The organism is Amycolatopsis sp. NPDC054798 (assembly GCF_053611505.1).
Map to the genome: position 1 here is coordinate 156,202 of NZ_JBSHAM010000001.1, position 15,656 is coordinate 171,857.

Annotated in this window: 15 protein-coding genes; 6 read left to right on the top strand and 9 right to left on the bottom strand. The window is 68.3% G+C overall.

Translation table 11 applies throughout. The features are described 5' to 3' along the window. Positions 1-33 precede the first annotated feature (33 nt). The 6 genes from ACWGIC_RS00795 to ACWGIC_RS00820 all read right to left on the bottom strand — a co-directional run bounded on the left by ACWGIC_RS00795 (position 34) and on the right by ACWGIC_RS00820 (position 5,039). Positions 34-1,368 carry an MFS transporter gene (locus tag ACWGIC_RS00795; protein ID WP_452073788.1) on the bottom strand — a complete coding sequence of 445 codons (1,335 nt, stop codon included), beginning with the start codon at positions 1,366-1,368 and terminating at the stop codon, positions 34-36. Positions 1,369-1,473: 105 nt separating this feature from the next. Next, a complete protein-coding gene (locus ACWGIC_RS00800) occupies positions 1,474-1,779 on the bottom strand; it encodes a DUF1416 domain-containing protein (RefSeq protein WP_452073789.1) in 306 nt (101 codons plus the stop codon). Further along, positions 1,779-2,615, bottom strand: coding sequence for a sulfurtransferase (locus tag ACWGIC_RS00805; protein ID WP_452073790.1), 837 nt, complete (start codon positions 2,613-2,615; stop codon positions 1,779-1,781). Before ACWGIC_RS00805 ends, ACWGIC_RS00800 begins: the two co-directional genes overlap by 1 nt. A 30-nt stretch (positions 2,616-2,645) precedes the next feature. Beyond that, the gene (locus ACWGIC_RS00810) at positions 2,646-3,080 is read right to left on the bottom strand and encodes a DUF4395 domain-containing protein (RefSeq protein WP_452073791.1); all 435 of its coding nucleotides are present in this window, start codon (positions 3,078-3,080) and stop codon (positions 2,646-2,648) included. A gap of 615 nt (positions 3,081-3,695) precedes the next feature. After that, positions 3,696-4,130 (bottom strand): TlpA family protein disulfide reductase, encoded by a 435-nt coding sequence (locus ACWGIC_RS00815; protein WP_452073792.1) that lies wholly within the window; start codon positions 4,128-4,130, stop codon positions 3,696-3,698. Between the two features lie 6 nt (positions 4,131-4,136). After that, on the bottom strand, positions 4,137-5,039 hold the full coding sequence (locus tag ACWGIC_RS00820) for an LmeA family phospholipid-binding protein (RefSeq protein WP_452073793.1): 903 nt from the start codon (positions 5,037-5,039) through the stop codon (positions 4,137-4,139). A gap of 174 nt (positions 5,040-5,213) precedes the next feature. Between ACWGIC_RS00820 and ACWGIC_RS00825 the strand changes: the two genes are divergently transcribed. From ACWGIC_RS00825 to pstB, 6 genes are all read left to right on the top strand, one after another. Then, on the top strand, positions 5,214-5,945 hold the full coding sequence (locus tag ACWGIC_RS00825; protein ID WP_452073794.1) for a winged helix-turn-helix transcriptional regulator: 732 nt from the start codon (positions 5,214-5,216) through the stop codon (positions 5,943-5,945). A 28-nt stretch (positions 5,946-5,973) separates the two neighbouring features. Then, the gene (gene mshD, locus ACWGIC_RS00830) at positions 5,974-6,867 is read left to right on the top strand and encodes a mycothiol synthase (protein ID WP_452073919.1); all 894 of its coding nucleotides are present in this window, start codon (positions 5,974-5,976) and stop codon (positions 6,865-6,867) included. 241 nt (positions 6,868-7,108) lie between these two features. After that, positions 7,109-8,239 (top strand): phosphate ABC transporter substrate-binding protein PstS, encoded by a 1,131-nt coding sequence (gene pstS, locus ACWGIC_RS00835; protein WP_452073795.1) that lies wholly within the window; start codon positions 7,109-7,111, stop codon positions 8,237-8,239. Between the two features lie 188 nt (positions 8,240-8,427). Next, entirely contained in the window at positions 8,428-9,348 is a 921-nt protein-coding gene (gene pstC, locus ACWGIC_RS00840; RefSeq protein ID WP_452073920.1) for a phosphate ABC transporter permease subunit PstC, read from the top strand. A gap of 2 nt (positions 9,349-9,350) precedes the next feature. After that, the gene (pstA, locus tag ACWGIC_RS00845; RefSeq protein ID WP_452073921.1) at positions 9,351-10,265 is read left to right on the top strand and encodes a phosphate ABC transporter permease PstA; all 915 of its coding nucleotides are present in this window, start codon (positions 9,351-9,353) and stop codon (positions 10,263-10,265) included. Between the two features lie 3 nt (positions 10,266-10,268). Beyond that, the gene (gene pstB / locus ACWGIC_RS00850) at positions 10,269-11,045 is read left to right on the top strand and encodes a phosphate ABC transporter ATP-binding protein PstB (RefSeq protein ID WP_452073796.1); all 777 of its coding nucleotides are present in this window, start codon (positions 10,269-10,271) and stop codon (positions 11,043-11,045) included. 113 nt (positions 11,046-11,158) lie between these two features. On the opposite strand, the gene phoU is transcribed toward pstB, so the two are convergent. The 3 genes from phoU to ACWGIC_RS00865 all read right to left on the bottom strand — a co-directional run bounded on the left by phoU (position 11,159) and on the right by ACWGIC_RS00865 (position 15,425). Beyond that, a complete protein-coding gene (phoU, locus tag ACWGIC_RS00855; RefSeq protein WP_452073797.1) occupies positions 11,159-11,833 on the bottom strand; it encodes a phosphate signaling complex protein PhoU in 675 nt (224 codons plus the stop codon). Positions 11,834-11,916: 83 nt separating this feature from the next. Further along, the gene (locus ACWGIC_RS00860) at positions 11,917-14,019 is read right to left on the bottom strand and encodes an LCP family glycopolymer transferase (protein ID WP_452073798.1); all 2,103 of its coding nucleotides are present in this window, start codon (positions 14,017-14,019) and stop codon (positions 11,917-11,919) included. A 1,088-nt stretch (positions 14,020-15,107) separates the two neighbouring features. Continuing rightward, positions 15,108-15,425 carry a hypothetical protein gene (locus ACWGIC_RS00865; RefSeq protein ID WP_452073799.1) on the bottom strand — a complete coding sequence of 106 codons (318 nt, stop codon included), beginning with the start codon at positions 15,423-15,425 and terminating at the stop codon, positions 15,108-15,110. Positions 15,426-15,656: the final 231 nt, after the last annotated feature.

A 15,656-nucleotide genomic window follows, 5' to 3' on the forward strand; every position in this document is an offset into this window, starting at 1 on the left:
GTCTCCACAGCGAGGACAATAGTCCGCCCCGGCTCATCCGGCCCTGCGCAGGGTCGCGGCGGTGAGGACGGTCACCGCCAGCAGCACCGCACCGGCCACCGCCATCGCGGTCCACAGGCCGGTCGTGAGCGTGCTGCCGTGATCGAGAAGCGCCCCGAGCGCGGCCACGCCGAGTGCCATTCCGACCTGCCGCGCGGCGTTCACCGTGCCCGCTGCGGTACCCGTGCGCCGCACCGGAAGCCCGGCGAGCCCGACGACGTTGACCGGGGTGATGCTCAGGCCGAGCCCGACGCCCGACAGCGTCAGCGGGACGCTGAGCAGCCAATACGGGCTCGCGGTGTCGATCAGCAGGAAGGCGAAACTGCCCGCCGCGGCGAGGGCGAGGCCCACCGGAAGCACGCGTCCCGCGGTGAAGCGGGCGGCGAACCGTCCGGAAAGGAACGCGAGAACAGCGTTGGCGACGACGTACGGCAGCATCTGCACCCCAGCCGTCGAGGCGGTGCTGCGCCACGCCTGCTGCAGGTACACCGCGATCAGCACCGGCAGCGGATAGCACGCGAAGCCGATGGCGAACGAGGTGAAGATCGAGGTGGAGAAGCGGAACTTGCCGAACAACCGGATCGGCAGCATCGGATGCGCGGCCCGCAGCTCCACGACGATGAACGCGATCAGCCCGAGCGCGCCGAGCACCGCGACCACGGGGTCGGAAGCGATCACGGCGTAGGTGAACGATCCGATCCACAACGCGCCGAGCAGCTGGCCCGGCAGGTCCAGCGCGCCGTGTGCCGGATCCGACGACTCGGCGAGACCACGGCGGCCGGCGAGTACGGCGAAAATCCCGATCGGCAGGTTGATCAAGAAGATCGTGGGCCAGCCGAGCGCGTCAGTGATCGGTCCTCCGATGAGCGGGCCGATGACCAGCGCGCATCCGGCCACCCCGCCCCACGCCCCCAGCATCCGGGCTCGTTCCCGGGGCTCTGGATACGCGTGCGCGAGGAGCGCGATGCCACCCGGGATCACCGCCGCGGCCGCGATGCCTTGCCCGGCACGCGCGACGATGAGCAGCTCGAGCGTCGGAGCGAGACCGCACACCAGCGAGGCGAGCGTGAACAGGGCGAGCCCGGCGAGGTAGATCCGCTTGCGGCCGTACCGGTCGCCGAGCGTGCCGCCGGTGAGGATCAGGGCAGCGAGCGCGACGGTGTAGCCGTCGACGATCCATTGCAGGTCAGTGAATTCGGCGTGCAGGTCGCGCTGGATGGTCGGCAGCGCGACACTCACCACGCTCGCGTCGAGCAACGCCATGAAGCTTCCGAGGAACACGGCGGCCGCCAGCAACGGATGCCGGACAACGGTTTTCGTCTGGGACACGCTCGTGAGCTTGGGTTCTCAAGTCGGCTTGAGGTCAAGTTTTCGTGCCCGGACACGAGGAAGGGCCCCTCGGAAACCGAGGGGCCCTTCCGTCGAAAAGTGTTGTCAGGCAACCGAAATGGCCAGCTGGTGCAGGCCCGGTCCCGCTGCGGTGACGTTGGCCTCGCCGTTGCCGGTGCGGTGCAGCGCGCGCACCGTCCAGGACCCTTCGGCGGCGTAGAAACGGAAGTCGCCGTCCGCCGAGGAGACGACCTCGCCGGCGAAGTCGCCGCCGCCGTCGAGCAGCCGGACGAACGCGCCGCCGACCGGTCCCTCGGTGCCGGTGACCTTGCCCGCCAACACGACCTGGCCGTTGGTGTCGAAGTCCGCCGGCGTCGCTTCCTGCGCCGGTGCGCTGCAGCCGTCTGCCATTACTTAGCTCCCAACTCGACCGGAACGCCGACCAGCGAACCGTATTCCGTCCACGAACCGTCGTAGTTCTTCACGTCCGCCTGGCCGAGCAGCTCGTGCAGGGCGAACCAGGCGATCGACGAACGCTCGCCGATACGGCAGTAGGCGATGGTCGGCTTGCTCTCGTCGTAGCCTGCCTCGGCGTAGAGGTCCTTGATCTCCTGCTCGGACTTGAAGGTGCCGTCCTCGTTGGCGACCTTCGCCCACGGCACGTTCAGCGCGCCCGGGATGTGGCCGGGCACCTGCGACTGCTCCTGCGGCAGGTGCGCCGGGGCGAGCAGCTTGCCGGAGAACTCGTCCGGCGAACGCACGTCGATGTAGTTCTTCGCGCCGATCGACTGGACGACCTCGTCGCGGAACGCACGCAGCGACAGGTCCTGTTCCTTGGCCTTGTAGGTGGTCGGCTCGCGCTTGACCTCGTCGGAGTTCAGCTCGCGGCCGTCGAGCTCCCACTTCTTGCGGCCGCCGTCGAGCAGCTGCACGTTCTCGTGGCCGTAGAGCTTGAAGTACCAGTACGCGTACGCGGCGAACCAGTTGTTGTTGCCGCCGTAGAGAATCACGCGGTCGTCGTTCGAGATGCCCTTCTCCGACAGGAGCTTCTCGAAGCCCTCCTTGTTGACGAAGTCGCGGCGGACGCCGTCCTGGAGGTCCTTGCGCCAGTCGAGCTTCACCGCGCCGCGGATGTGCCCGTTGTCGTAGGCGGTCGTGTCCTCGTCGACCTCGGCGAACACCACGCCCGGGGTGTCCAGGTTTTCCTCGGCCCACTGAGTGGTGACCAGGACGTCTTCTCGGCTCATGGAGGAGAACTCTCTTTCTGGGTTTGGGTTTTACGAGGACGCCCGCGCGGGGCTGAAACGCTTGATCAGCAGGTACACCTGGCACCCGAGGCAGTAGTTGAACGCCGCGTTGAGGAACGCGGCGAAAAGCGCGAACGCGGTCGCGACGACGCCGAGCGGCGTCACGCCGGTCGCGAAGCCGATGGTGCCGACGAGCGCGAACACGAACCCGACCGCCTGCGCGAACCGCAGCGGGGCGGCGTCCTCGCGTTCGGTCGGCGGCCCGAGCCGCGGCGCGACCACGAGCCGGTACAGCACCGAGTACGGCGCGGGCTTGAGCCCGATGAACGCACCGATCGCGAAGACCACGGTCTGCAGTGCGAGCAACGGCCACCACTGCGTGACGAGCACGACGGCGAGCACCACCGTGGTCACGATCGCGGCGAACCTGGGACCTCGCGGGTCTACGGCCGGTCCGGCGGACATGGATTCCTCCTGCTGAGTGCGAGGGGAAGGCGTGCGGACAGCACGCGGCGAAGACGAGTGCGGCTGCGGAACGGCGCGAGACGTGCTTCAGCGCCGACCGGACACAGGCAGACACAAGCTGCTGCGCACGCGGCAGAAATCGACCGCGCGGCGCTGCGTCAGGAGGGTGATGGGCAGCTCGTCCACAGGGGGGAGGGTACCCAGGCTCGCTCGCTCCCGGAACCATGTTCATTCCTTGGGACGAAGTCCGGATCCTGAGAATCAACCGCCGTGCTCAGCCCGGCGCGGCGCTGCCCCAATGCCACATTGGGTGCATCTGACGCACCGAACGCCACATTGGGTGCGTGGGGCGCACCGAACGCCACATTGGGTGCGTGGGGCGCACCGAACGCCACATTGGGTGCGTGGGGCGCACCGAACGCCACATTGGGTGCGTGGGAAGCCGCGAACGCCAGGTTGGAACGCGCCCCAATGCCACATTGGGTGCGTCAGATGCACCGAATGCCACATTGGGTGCGTGGGATGCACCCAATGTGGCATTGGGGCGGTTCGTCGAGGCTGAGCGCGGAGCCAGCGGAGCCAGCGGAGCCAGTGGAGCCAGCGGAGTCGGCGCAGTCAGCGCGACGCGGCGGCGAGATGCGGGCGGAGCGCTTCCAGCAGCTCCGGGCCCTTGGGCACGCCGCCCACGCGCAGCAGTTCCCGGCCTTCCGGGTCCAGCGCGAGCGTGGTCGGCGTGCTGAGCACCGACAATGCCTGCGCGACCTCGGGACGTTCGGTGACGTCGAGGTCGACGTGGTGCAGGCCGTCGGTCTTCTCCGCGAGCGACGACAGAATCGCCCGCGTGTGCCGGCACGGGGTGCAGAACGTGGTGGAGATCTGCACCAGGGTGACGGCGGAGTGCGGATCAAGGGCTTCGCTGACCGGAGCGGGGAGCGGGCGGGTCTGAGCAGCCGGTTTGGCCGCGCGGATCCGGCCGTTGCGGGCGCGCAGGAGCAGGCCCGCGGCCGTCGCCACGACCAGCGTCGCCAGCAGCACCCACACTCCGGTCACCGGGGATCAGCCTCCGTGGTTGGTGGACAGGTCGGCGAAGTTCACGTCGTGCGCCTCGCCCTTGATGGTCACCGAACCGCTGTCCACGCGGACCGCGGTCGGGGTGACCGACAGCGGCAGCCGGGTCGTCGAGATGCTCGCCCGGAAGTTCGGCAGCAGAGCTTTCTGCACAGCTTCCGGAACGATCGTGGTGCTCTGGTCATTCCCGAACTGCAGCCGGTAAGGCACGATCGAGATCGTCTTCTCCTTGAGCTGGATCAGCGCGAAGCAGAAGATCTCCACCTTCTGCCCGGCGACCTGGACCTCGCCGGAGATCCGCAAGCCCGCGCTCGTGCCGTCGGCCGGTTCGCCGTCGGCGTTGGTCGGCGTCGGGTCCGGCTGCTTGCCCTGTTCGGTGTCGCCGTACTTCACGTACGCCTGGGTCGACTGCTCGATCTTCAGGTTCTGGATCTTGTTCAGCGGCGAGACCCGGGCGAGGTCGGACGCCTTGATCGTCACCGCGCCGGTGAGCTTGCCGATCTTCACCGCCTTGGTGTTGCCGGACGTCAGGTCCGACAGCGGCGCGATGACGTCCTCCAGTTCGGCGCTCACGCGGAGGTCGCGAAGTTCGTTGCCGACCGGGACGCCGTCCGCGGAAACCGTGATGTGACTGTAGTCACCGGAGAGCGCCTGCACGGTGAACGGGAAGCCGTGGATGTTGACCGACGGGTCGTCGCTCAGCCCGAGCTGTGCGCGGGCTTTCTGCGAGATCGTGTGCTCGGCGAAGGCCGCCGCTCCGAAATCCGCACCGACCAGCAGGAGAACCAGTACTCCCAGCACGATGAGCCACCGGCGCACGCGCCTGCCGCGGCGTCCTCCGCCGGGGTTCGGGGCCGGTCGGTCGTCCCGGGTCACGGGCCTGCTCGCCATCGCCTCGGTTCTCCTGTTCGGGTGGATTTCGTCGTGGTGCGGGTCACGCCCGGACCGTTGGACCAGGTGTGATCGATCCAGCACGCGCTAGGTGCCGGGGTGTTCACCCGCTATTCTCACTTAGCACCGACCGACGCCACGTTCGAGGCGACGAATCTGAAGGCGGTGCGGATCATGAGCTTGGACCTGCTGGTGCTGACGGGGGAACTCGACGCTACCTCCGTACTACCTGCGCTGGACCTGCTGCCGCACACCGTACGCGTACGCGAGCCGGAAGTGACGGCCTTGCTCGACGCGGGCCACCGGGACGTCATCCTCCTCGACGCGCGCAGCGACCTCGCGTCCGCGAAGAGCCTGTGCCGCCTGCTCAAGGGCGCGGAGGACGAATCGGGCACACCGGTCATCGCGGTCGTCGGCGAAGGCGGTCTGGTCGCGGTCAACTCCGAATGGCGCACTGACGACATCCTGCTGCCCACTGCTGGTCCCGCTGAGGTTGACGCGCGGCTGCGGCTGGCCACCACTCGCGACGGCATCGGTCTGCAGGCGGACGCTGAACTGCGCGTCGGCGACCTTGTCATTGACGAAGCGACGTACACGGCGAAGCTGCGCCGTCGCACGCTAGAGCTGACGTACAAGGAGTTCGAGCTCCTTAAGTACCTCGCCCAGCACGCTGGCCGGGTGTTCACCCGCGCGCAGCTGCTGCAGGAAGTGTGGGGTTACGACTTCTTCGGCGGCACGCGCACGGTCGACGTCCACGTACGGCGGCTGCGCGCGAAGCTCGGTCCAGAGCACGAGCAGATGATCGGCACTGTGCGGAATGTCGGCTACAAGTTCGAGCGGCCGGCGAAGGGCGCGAAGCCGGTGGTCTCCGTTCCGTCCGACGCTTCGGAGCTGACCTCGCGCTGACTTTCGCCGGTAAGGTCGGTTTGTGGCTATCGACCTTGGCGACTGGACGACCGAACCCGACGACGCGGTGCGCGAAGTGCTGCTCGCGGCCAAAGCGACTGACGGGCGTCCCGAGGTCGACGCCACCGGGGCGTTGCCGCGCGAATTCGAGGGCGGACTGCATCTCCTCGCCCGCTTCGACGGCGCGCCCGCGGGATACGTTCACCTTGATACCGAAGGCGATTCCCACGGCCATCAGGTCGCGGAGCTCTTCGTGCACCCGGAGTTCCGGCGTCGTGGTGTCGGCACCGCACTCGCGCAGGCGCTGGTCGAGCGCGCCGACGCGGGTTTCCGGGCGTGGGCGCACGGCGATCACCCTGGTGCGGCGGCGATCGCCGCGAAACTCGGCCTCGGCCGACGACGCGAACTGCTGATCCTGCATGTCGACGTCGCGGGCGCGGACTGGCCGGAACCGGTGCTGCGCAACGGTTTCCGGCTGCGCACCTTCGTGCCCGGCCAGGATGAGGACGCGCTGGTCGCGGTCAACGCGCGCGCGTTCGACTGGCATCCGGAACAGGGCGCGCTGACCGCCGCCGAGGTCCGGGCCGAGGAACTGCAGGCCTGGTTCGACCCCGCGGGCTTCTTCCTCGCGGAGAACGAGAACGGCGACGTCGTCGGCTTCCACTGGACGAAGGTGCACGATCCGGTGCCTGGCCGGTTCGACGGCGACCCGGTCGGGGAGGTCTACGTGGTCGGCGTCGATCCTGCTACTCAGGGTAGTGGCCTCGGCAAGGCGCTGACGCTCGCCGGACTCCGCTACCTGCGTTCCCGGGGGCTACCGAGGGTGATCCTCTACGTCGAGGGGGACAACGCGTCAGCATTGGCCGTGTACAACAAGCTGGGGTTCCAGCGTTTCGAGACCGACGTCCAGTACGGTGAGTGATCACGACCGACGCTGCCGGTGACCCGGGTTACTTTCTGCGTACTAGCAGGTCACGACCAGGCCACGGCACCCATTCGGGGTAGTAGTCCTGCTCACAAACGGTGACTTGTTCACCTCCCGTTCATGCAACCAAGGACGACCGTCCACCGAGGCTGCCTAGTGTCCGGTTCCGGTGCGGCTCAACCCGCCCGCCGATCCCGACCGGATTCAAAAAGGCACATCTCCGAGTGGAGGAAATGCAGTGAAGATCATGCGGCCCCTGGGTGCCGTTGGCATCGTGGCGAGCGCCGCGCTCGCGCTCACCGCTTGTGGCTCCGACCCTTCGGCGTCGAACAGCGGCTCGGGCTCGAACTCCGCCGCTCCCGCCGCCACCGGAACCGCCCAGGTCGACTGCGGCGGCAAGAGCCCGCTGTCCGCTGAGGGCTCGAGCGCGCAGAAGAACGCCATCGAGGTGTTCAACCAGGCCTACGCCAAGAAGTGCTCCGGCCAGAAGGTGAACTACAACGGCACCGGTTCCGGCGCCGGCGTCAAGCAGTTCAACGCCAACCAGGTCGACTTCGGCGGTTCGGACTCGCCGGTCAAGGACGCAGACCTCGAGGCCGCCACCAAGCGCTGCGGTTCGCCCGCGCTGAACATCCCGCTGGTCGTCGGCCCGATCGCGGTCGGCTACCACCTGTCCGGCGTGGACAAGCTGACGCTGACCCCGCAGGTCATCGCCAAGATCTTCAACGGCGGCATCAAGAACTGGAACGACCCGGCCATCAAGGCGGTCAAGGGCAACGAGAGCCTGAACCTGCCGGACAAGCCGATCCAGGTCGTCTCCCGCTCCGAGGAGTCGGGCACCACCGACAACTTCCAGAAGTACCTCGGCGCGGCCGCGAAGGACGTCTGGACCCAGGGCGCCGGCAAGAAGTTCGCCGGCGGCGTCGGCAACGGTGCGCAGGGCTCGAACGGTGTCGCGAGCACCGTCAAGGGCGCCGACGGCTCGATCACCTACGTGGAGAGCGCGTTCGCCAAGGACGGCGTCACCCCGGCCCTGATCGACAGCGGCTCCGGCGGCGTCGAGCTGAACGCGCAGAACGTGGCCAAGTCGCTGGACGCCGCCAAGTTCTTCCACCCGGGCACCAACGACCTGGCGATGGACCTCAACGGCATCTACTCCAGCAACGTGCCGGGCGCCTACCCGCTGCTGCTGACCACGTACGAGATCGTGTGCACGAAGTACTCGAACCCGGACGTCGCGAAGGCCGTCAAGGCGTTCCTGACGGTGTCGGCCACCGACGGCCAGCAGCCGCTGTCGGCCAAGGGTTACGTGCCGATCCCGCAGAGCCTGCAGGACAAGGTGCTGAAGGCCGTCAAGGAAATTTCCTGAGCGACTACCTAGCTGGTACGAAAGCTGACTAGAGACTGTCGATGAGCGACCAATCCTCGACGCGAACGCCCACCGGCGACCCCGGTGGGCGTTCGTCGTCCGCCCGAGCGTTCCCGGAGGATCCGATTTCGGACAAGCCACCCGCGCCGGCGCCGGAGACGCCGCCCGCGCGGAAGAAGCCGACGAAGGTGCGCGCCGGTGACCGCATCTTCCAGAACTTGACCACCGGGGCCGGGATCTTCGTCGTCGCCCTGATCGCCTTGATCGGGATTTTCCTGGTCGTACAGGCGATTCCGGCGCTGAAGGCGGACAAGGTCAACTTCCTGTTCAACCACGGGTGGTCGACGAACGACCCGGCGAACATGGCGTTCGGCATCGCCGACCTCGCCGAGGTCACCGTGGCGACCTCGCTGGTGGCGCTGATCATCGCGATGCCGATCTCGCTGGGCATCGCGCTTTTTCTCACCCAGTACGCGCCGCCGAAACTGGCCCGGCCGTTCGCCTACATCGTGGATCTGCTCGCCGCGGTGCCGTCGATCATTTTCGGCCTGTGGGGCATTCTCGTGTTCGCGCCGACGATCGAACCGTTTTCCGCGTGGGTCAACAGCACCTTTTCGTGGATTCCGATCTTCGCGCCGGGCAATATCGCGCCGAACGTGCGCGGCACCATTTTCACCGCCGGGATCGTGCTGGCGGTGATGATCCTGCCGATCATCACGTCGCTCACCCGCGAGGTTTTCGAACGCACCCCGACCGCGCAGATCGAGGGCGCGCTCGCGCTCGGCGCCACGCGCTGGGAAGTCATCCGCACCACGGTGCTGCCGTTCGGCAAAGCCGGTTTCGTCGGCGCGTCGATGCTCGGCCTCGGCCGCGCGCTCGGTGAAACCATCGCGCTGGCGGTGATCCTGCTGATCCCGCAGGGCCGCAACTTCGACTGGAGCCTCTTCGACGGCGGCGCGACGTTCGCCTCGAAGATCGCCCAGAACTACAGCGAGTTCAACAACCCGACCTCGGCCGGCGCCTACATCGCGGCCGGTCTGGTGCTGTTCGTGCTGACGTTCCTGGTCAACTTCGCCGCCCGCTCGTTCGTCGGCAAGAAGGGGGAGTGACCGTGTCGACCACCCTCGAACGGCCCGCGACGACACCGGCTTTCCAGCAGGTGAGCGCGGCCCGCAAGGTCAAAAACGGCGTGGCCACCGTGCTGGTGTGGCTGTCCTTCCTAATCGCCGTGATCCCGCTGGTGTGGGTGCTCTACACGGTGATCGCCAACGGGGTCAAGCGGATCCCGTACAGCAACTGGTGGGGCCAGGACTTCGGTTCGGTGCTCGGCGACGAGGTCGGCGGCGGCGTGCTGCACGCGATCATCGGCACCCTGCTGCAGGGTCTGGTGTGCGCGGTCATCTCAGTGCCGATCGGCCTGCTGGTCGCGATTTACCTCGTCGAGTACGGCCGCGGCAAGCTCGCCAGGGCGACCACGTTCATGGTGGACATTCTTTCCGGTGTTCCGTCCATTGTGGCCGCTCTGTTCATTTACGCGCTGTGGGTCACCACGCTCGGCCTGCCGCGCAGCGGGTTCGCGGTGTCGCTCGCGCTGGTGCTGCTGATGATTCCGGTGGTCGTCCGCTCGGCGGAGGAAATGCTGCGGATCGTGCCGGACGACCTGCGCGAGGCTTCGTACGCGCTGGGCGTGCCGAAGTGGAAGACGATCATGAAGATCGTGCTTCCCACGGCGCTGTCGGGCATTCTCGGCGGCATCATGATGGCGCTCGCCCGCGTGATGGGCGAGACCGCGCCGCTGCTGGTGCTCGTCGGTTACACGTCTTACGTCAACTGGAACATCTTCAGCGGGGAGCAGGCGTCGCTGCCGTTGGTGATGAACAACGAACGCGCCACCAACTCGATGGACCCCGGCAGCGTCGGCTTCGACCGGATCTGGGGAGCCGCGCTCACCCTGGTTCTCATCATCGCCGTGATCAACCTGCTCGCCACGGTCCTTTCCCGCATCGTCGCCCCGAAGAAGAAGTGAGTCATGGCCAAGCGAATCGACGTCAAAGACCTGGACATCTACTACGGCAAGTTCCACGCCGTGGACAGCGTCACGCTGAACGTCCCGCCGCGGAACGTGACCGCGTTCATCGGACCGTCGGGTTGTGGCAAATCGACCGTGCTGCGCACGCTGAACCGGATGCACGAGGTCATTCCCGGCGCCCGCGTCGACGGTCAGGTGCTGCTCGACGGCGAGGACATCTACGCCTCGGCGGTGGACCCGGTGCAGGTGCGGCGCACCATCGGCATGGTGTTCCAGCGGCCGAACCCGTTCCCCACGATGTCCATTAAGGACAATGTGGTGGCCGGGCTCCGGCTCGGCGGGATGAAAAGCCGCAAGCAGCTCGACGAGATCGCCGAGCGCGCGCTGCGCGGTGCGAACCTGTGGAACGAGGTCAAGGACCGGCTGAACAAGCCGGGCGGCGGCCTTTCCGGCGGGCAGCAGCAGCGGCTCTGCATCGCGCGGGCGATCGCGGTGCAGCCGGACGTGCTGCTGATGGACGAGCCGTGTTCGGCGCTGGACCCGATCTCGACGCTCGCGATCGAGGATCTGATCGGCGAGCTGAAGAAGGAATACACGATCGTCATCGTGACGCACAACATGCAGCAGGCGGCGCGGGTTTCGGACCAGACCGCGTTCTTCAACCTGGCCGGCGTCGGCCAGCCCGGTCGGCTGATCGAGCTGAATGACACGGAGAAGATCTTCTCCAACCCGGACGAGAAGGCCACCGAGGACTACATCTCGGGCCGCTTCGGCTGATTCCACTGTGGACAGCCGCCCTGGTTTTCCTTGCCAGGGCGGCTGTTTTCTTTCCGGGCACTAAAAAACCGCCACCCGCGCTCGGCACGGGTGGCGGTTTCGGTTGCGGTCGCTCAGATGGTCAGGTCCTCGTCGTCGGTGCCGTAGCCGGGCATCCGGCCGGTGACCACGAAAATCATCCGCTTGGCGACGGACACCGCGTGGTCGGCGTAGCGCTCGTAGAAGCGGCCGAGCAGGGTGACGTCGACGGCGGACGCGACGCCGTGCGGCCATTCGCGGTCCATCAGCACGGTGAACAGGTGCCGGTGCAGGTCGTCGACCTGGTCGTCCTCGGCCTCGAGATCCTTGGCGGCGGACACGTCCTTGGTCTTGATGATCGCCTCGACCTGGCGGGCGAGCCCGACCGCGGCGCGGCCCATCTCGGAGAAGTACGGCTTGACCGCGTCCGGCAGCACCGGGTCGGGGTGGCGGCGTCGGGCGGCCTTGGCGACGTGCAGGGCGAGATCTCCCATGCGCTCCAGGCTTTCCGCCGCGTGGATGGCGGCGAGCACGGTGCGCAGATCGGTCGCGACCGGGGCCTGCAGCGCCAGCAGGGCGTACGCCTGCTCCTCGCATTCGGCGCGCGCGTCGTCGACCTTCGCGTCGTCGCTGATCACCTGCTCGGCGAGGCCGAGGTCGACCTCCAGCAGTGCCTTGGTGGCCCGCTCCATGGCGTCGGCAACCTGGACCGACATCGCGGCCAGGTTTTCGGCGAGCTGATCGAGTTCGACATGGTAGGCCTCACGCATGACCACACCCTACGACGTGGACTGACCGAATACCGCATCGCTGGGTGAACCGCGTATGAACCCCGCCTAACGAATCCGCGTGCTCAGCCGGGGTTGGTGTTCCCGGGGTCGGTGTTCTTGGGGGAATCGGCGTTGGCGGACGGCGCGTTGGCCGCGGTCCCGGCGGGCTGGTTGCCGGGCAGCGGAGTGTTGTCGCGCAACGCGTCGAAGAGGCTCTTGGTCTTTTCCAGGACCAGTACTTCGTTGCCGCGCTTGTTCGGCAGGCCGACGGTGGGCACGGTCAGGAAGTTGATGTTGGCCGGGTCGAGCCCGCGCATCGATTGCGCGAGCGTCATCATCTGCTGCACGCCGAGGTTGTCACCGAACGTAGCGTGCGCGAACGCGGTGATGAAACCGGACAGTTTCCCTGGATCCAGTACGACATCCGAAGACATGACCTTCTTGAGCAGTGCTCCGATGAACGCCTGCTGCCGCTTGATCCGGCCGTAGTCGGAGGTCTTGTCCCCGATGACGTGCCGGGCGCGCACGTAACTCAGCGCCTGGTCGCCGGAAATGGTCACGTCGCCGGTTTCGAGCAGCACTTTGCCGAGCGTGGTGTCGATGATCGGTTTCTCGTTGTGCACGGTCACCCCGTGCACAGAGTCGACCATTTCCTTGAACCCGTTGAAGTCGATGCCGACGAAGTGGTTGATCCGCAGGCCGGTGATTTTCTGGATCACCTTCGTCATGCATTGCGGCCCGCCGACCGCGTAGGCGGTGTTGAGCTTCGCGATCTTCTGCTCGCGCACGACCTCGTCGGTGGTCTGGGATTTGGCCGGATCCCACCGGTTGCAGTCCGGCCGGTCGATTTCGAGGTCGCGCGGGAACGAAACGACCACGACCCGTTTCCGGTCCGCGGGAATGTGCGCCACCATCACCGTGTCCGACCGCGCGCCGGGGATATTGGACGCGTCCCCGACATTCTCCTCGGCCGCAGCCCCGTCCCGGGAATCGGAGCCGACCATGAGGAAGTTCTCGTCGTTGGCCTGCGCGTCAGCGTTCTGAATGTCCGAGGAGTTCTCGTCCAGCGCGGAAACCTGAGCGAATTTGGCGTCGAACCACGTGACCGCGCCCCACGCGACCCCGGTGCCGATAAAGATGAGCACTACCACCACGATCAACGCGATCCGGCCGATCCGGACATTGCGCGCGGTATGCCGCTGCTTCTTTTCCTGCAGCCGGGTTTGCTCAGGTTTTTCGGCGGGCTGTTCCTCTTCTTCGTCTTCTTTGTCGAGCAGAACGACCCGCTGCAACGCGGTCCGGGTCTGCTCGAACAACGCCATCGACCGGGTGGTCAGCCGCTCCCGACGTTCCCGGCGCTTGGCCTCTTCAGCCGCCGCGTCGTCGTGCGCGGCCGAGAACCGGGCGAGACTGTGATCGATCTTGCGACGGTACTGAGTCGCCTCGTCGATCGCCTCCATCTCGTCGGTCATGGTGAGCGGATCCATGTCCGCACGAACCGCCGCGGCCGGCCGGGCCGGAGGACGCCGAGGACGCTTGCCGTTCGGCCCCTCGACAGCCGGGCTCAGCTGAGTGCGCTCGGGATCGGGTTCCGCCGCCGGACTGAGCTGAGTCTGCTCGGGGTCGGCGGCCGGGCTGAGCTGGGTGCGCTCCGGATCCGGCGCAGGGCTGAGCTTGCCCCGCTCCGGGCTCTTCGCACCGAGACCGATCCCCTTGACCGGCGTGAATTGCGTCCGGTCCGCGGCGGCACCGATCTGCTTGCCATCCAGGACCGGCCCGAGCTGGGTCTTCTCGGCTTCTGCCTCCGGCCGTGCGCCGTTCGGTGCGGGCCTGCGCCGCGGCCGCTCCAACGCCGGGCTGAGCTGAGTCCGTTCCGGATCCGGCGCGGGACCGCGCCGCGGACGTTTCCCGGCACCGCTCTCCGGGTCACCGTCGAGCGCCGGGCTGAGCTGGGTCTGCTCGAGCCCCGGAGCCGCGGCCAGGCCACGCACCGCGCCCGGCCCGTCCGGCGGGCTCACCCGGCCACGCCCCGGCCCTCTGGGCCCTCTCGGCCCCGGAGCCTGCCCGTTGCGCTGATCCGGGCGCGCGGCTCCTCGCTTGCCCCGCAACAGATCCGGCTCGAGCGCCGGGCTCAGCTGCGTCCGTTCAAGTTCGTCCTCGGGCTCCGCGCCGGGGACTCCGTCCATGCCACCAGCGGGACGTCCGGCCGGGCGAGGGCCTGCCACTCGGCGGCCAGGCGCGTTCGGGGGCACTCGGTGTCCGCCGGAGTCCTGCCCCGGCGCTCGCAGCCCGTCGGGGTCGAGGATCGGCCGGGCTGCTGGCTCGGGGGCAGGTGCGGGGGGCTCGGTGCGGTCGGGGATCGGTCGCGCTGCCGAGTCGGGAACTGCTGTCCGGTGTTCGTTGCGGTCGGGTCCGGCCGGCATCGGTCGTGCCGCCGAGCCGGGAACAGCTGTCCGGTGTTCGTTGCGGTCGGGTCCGCCCGGCATCGGGCGTGCTGCCGAATCGGGAGCTGCTGGCCGGGTTTCGGTGCCGCCAGGTCCGGCTGGCATCCGTGGGGCTGCCATGTCGGGGCCGACCGCGCGGTGTTCGTCGCGGCTGGGTCCGCCCGGCATCGGTCGTGCCGCCGAATCGGGAGTAGCAGGCCGGTTTTCGGTGCGGTCGACTCCGCCCGGCATCCGTGGCGCAGCCGAGCCGGGAGCGGCCATCGGCTGTCCGTCGGGACCGAGTCCACCCGGCATCGCCAGTGCGGCCGAGTCCGGACCGGGCATCGGCTGTCCCGAAGATTCCGGACCAGCCGCCCGTCGCCTAGCCGGGCCGGGCAGCCGATGCCCGCCCGATTCCGGCCCAGGCACGCGGTGTCCGCCGGAGTCCTGCTCCGGAGCGTTCTCGGCACCGTGCGGCCGCCGAGGCCCGGGCGGCTCCGGCGAAACCGGAACCCCGCCCTGCCGAGGCCGGGGCGGAAGCCCGTCGGCCCGCCGACGCCGAGGTCGCATCCCCGGTTCCGGAGAGCCCAAATCCTGCCCGGGGCTGCCCGGCAGCCCACCGTCGTCCGCAGCCAATCCCTGGTCAGCCCCGGACTCGCCGCTCCACTGGCGACGTCCCCGGGCTCCTCCCGGCCGCCCACCAGTCTCACCAGTCCCCGGCCGAACCCGACCGCCCGGTTCCGCCGCCGGAGCGTCGAGTCCGCCAGCGTCGACGGGCCCCATCGGAACCCCACGACGGCCACCGACCTCGCCAGGCCCCTCGGACAGCTCGGCCTCACCAGGTGCCCCGACTACGTCGCCAGCCCGGCCAACCCCAGCGGGCCGCTCGCCCAAGGCCCTCCGACGCCCACCAGATACGCCTGCTTCACCCGGCTCCACTGGATGCTCGTCGTCAAGCCCGGAATCCGGCGCGGCGTGCCGGGTCTGCCCGCGAACGTCGCCCGGCTGAGCCCGCCGGCCGTTCGGCGGGGCTGGGTAGCCGTCAGTCTCGCGACGCCGCGTGCCCTCGCCTGGTTCGGCGAGCTGAGCCTCTGGGTCAGGTACGACACCACCAAGAAGCGCACGCCCACCGACCCGCGCAGGCCCCGCGCCATCGATTTCCGAGGCACTACGCCGGTTCCCGTTCGCCCGCCGCCCGGCGGAAAGACCAGCGTCGTCTGCAGAACCGCTGTGCCGGTTGCCAGTGACCGCCTGAGTGTCAAACGCGGGGACGTCGTCCGCGGGCCCGCTGGCTCCGTTCCGGTGCTCGGAACCTTCGGCGACCTCTCGGCTGTGCCGATTGCCGACGCCATTGACCCGGCCATTTCCGCGGGGCTCGGCCGAGGCGGTACCCGTCCTGC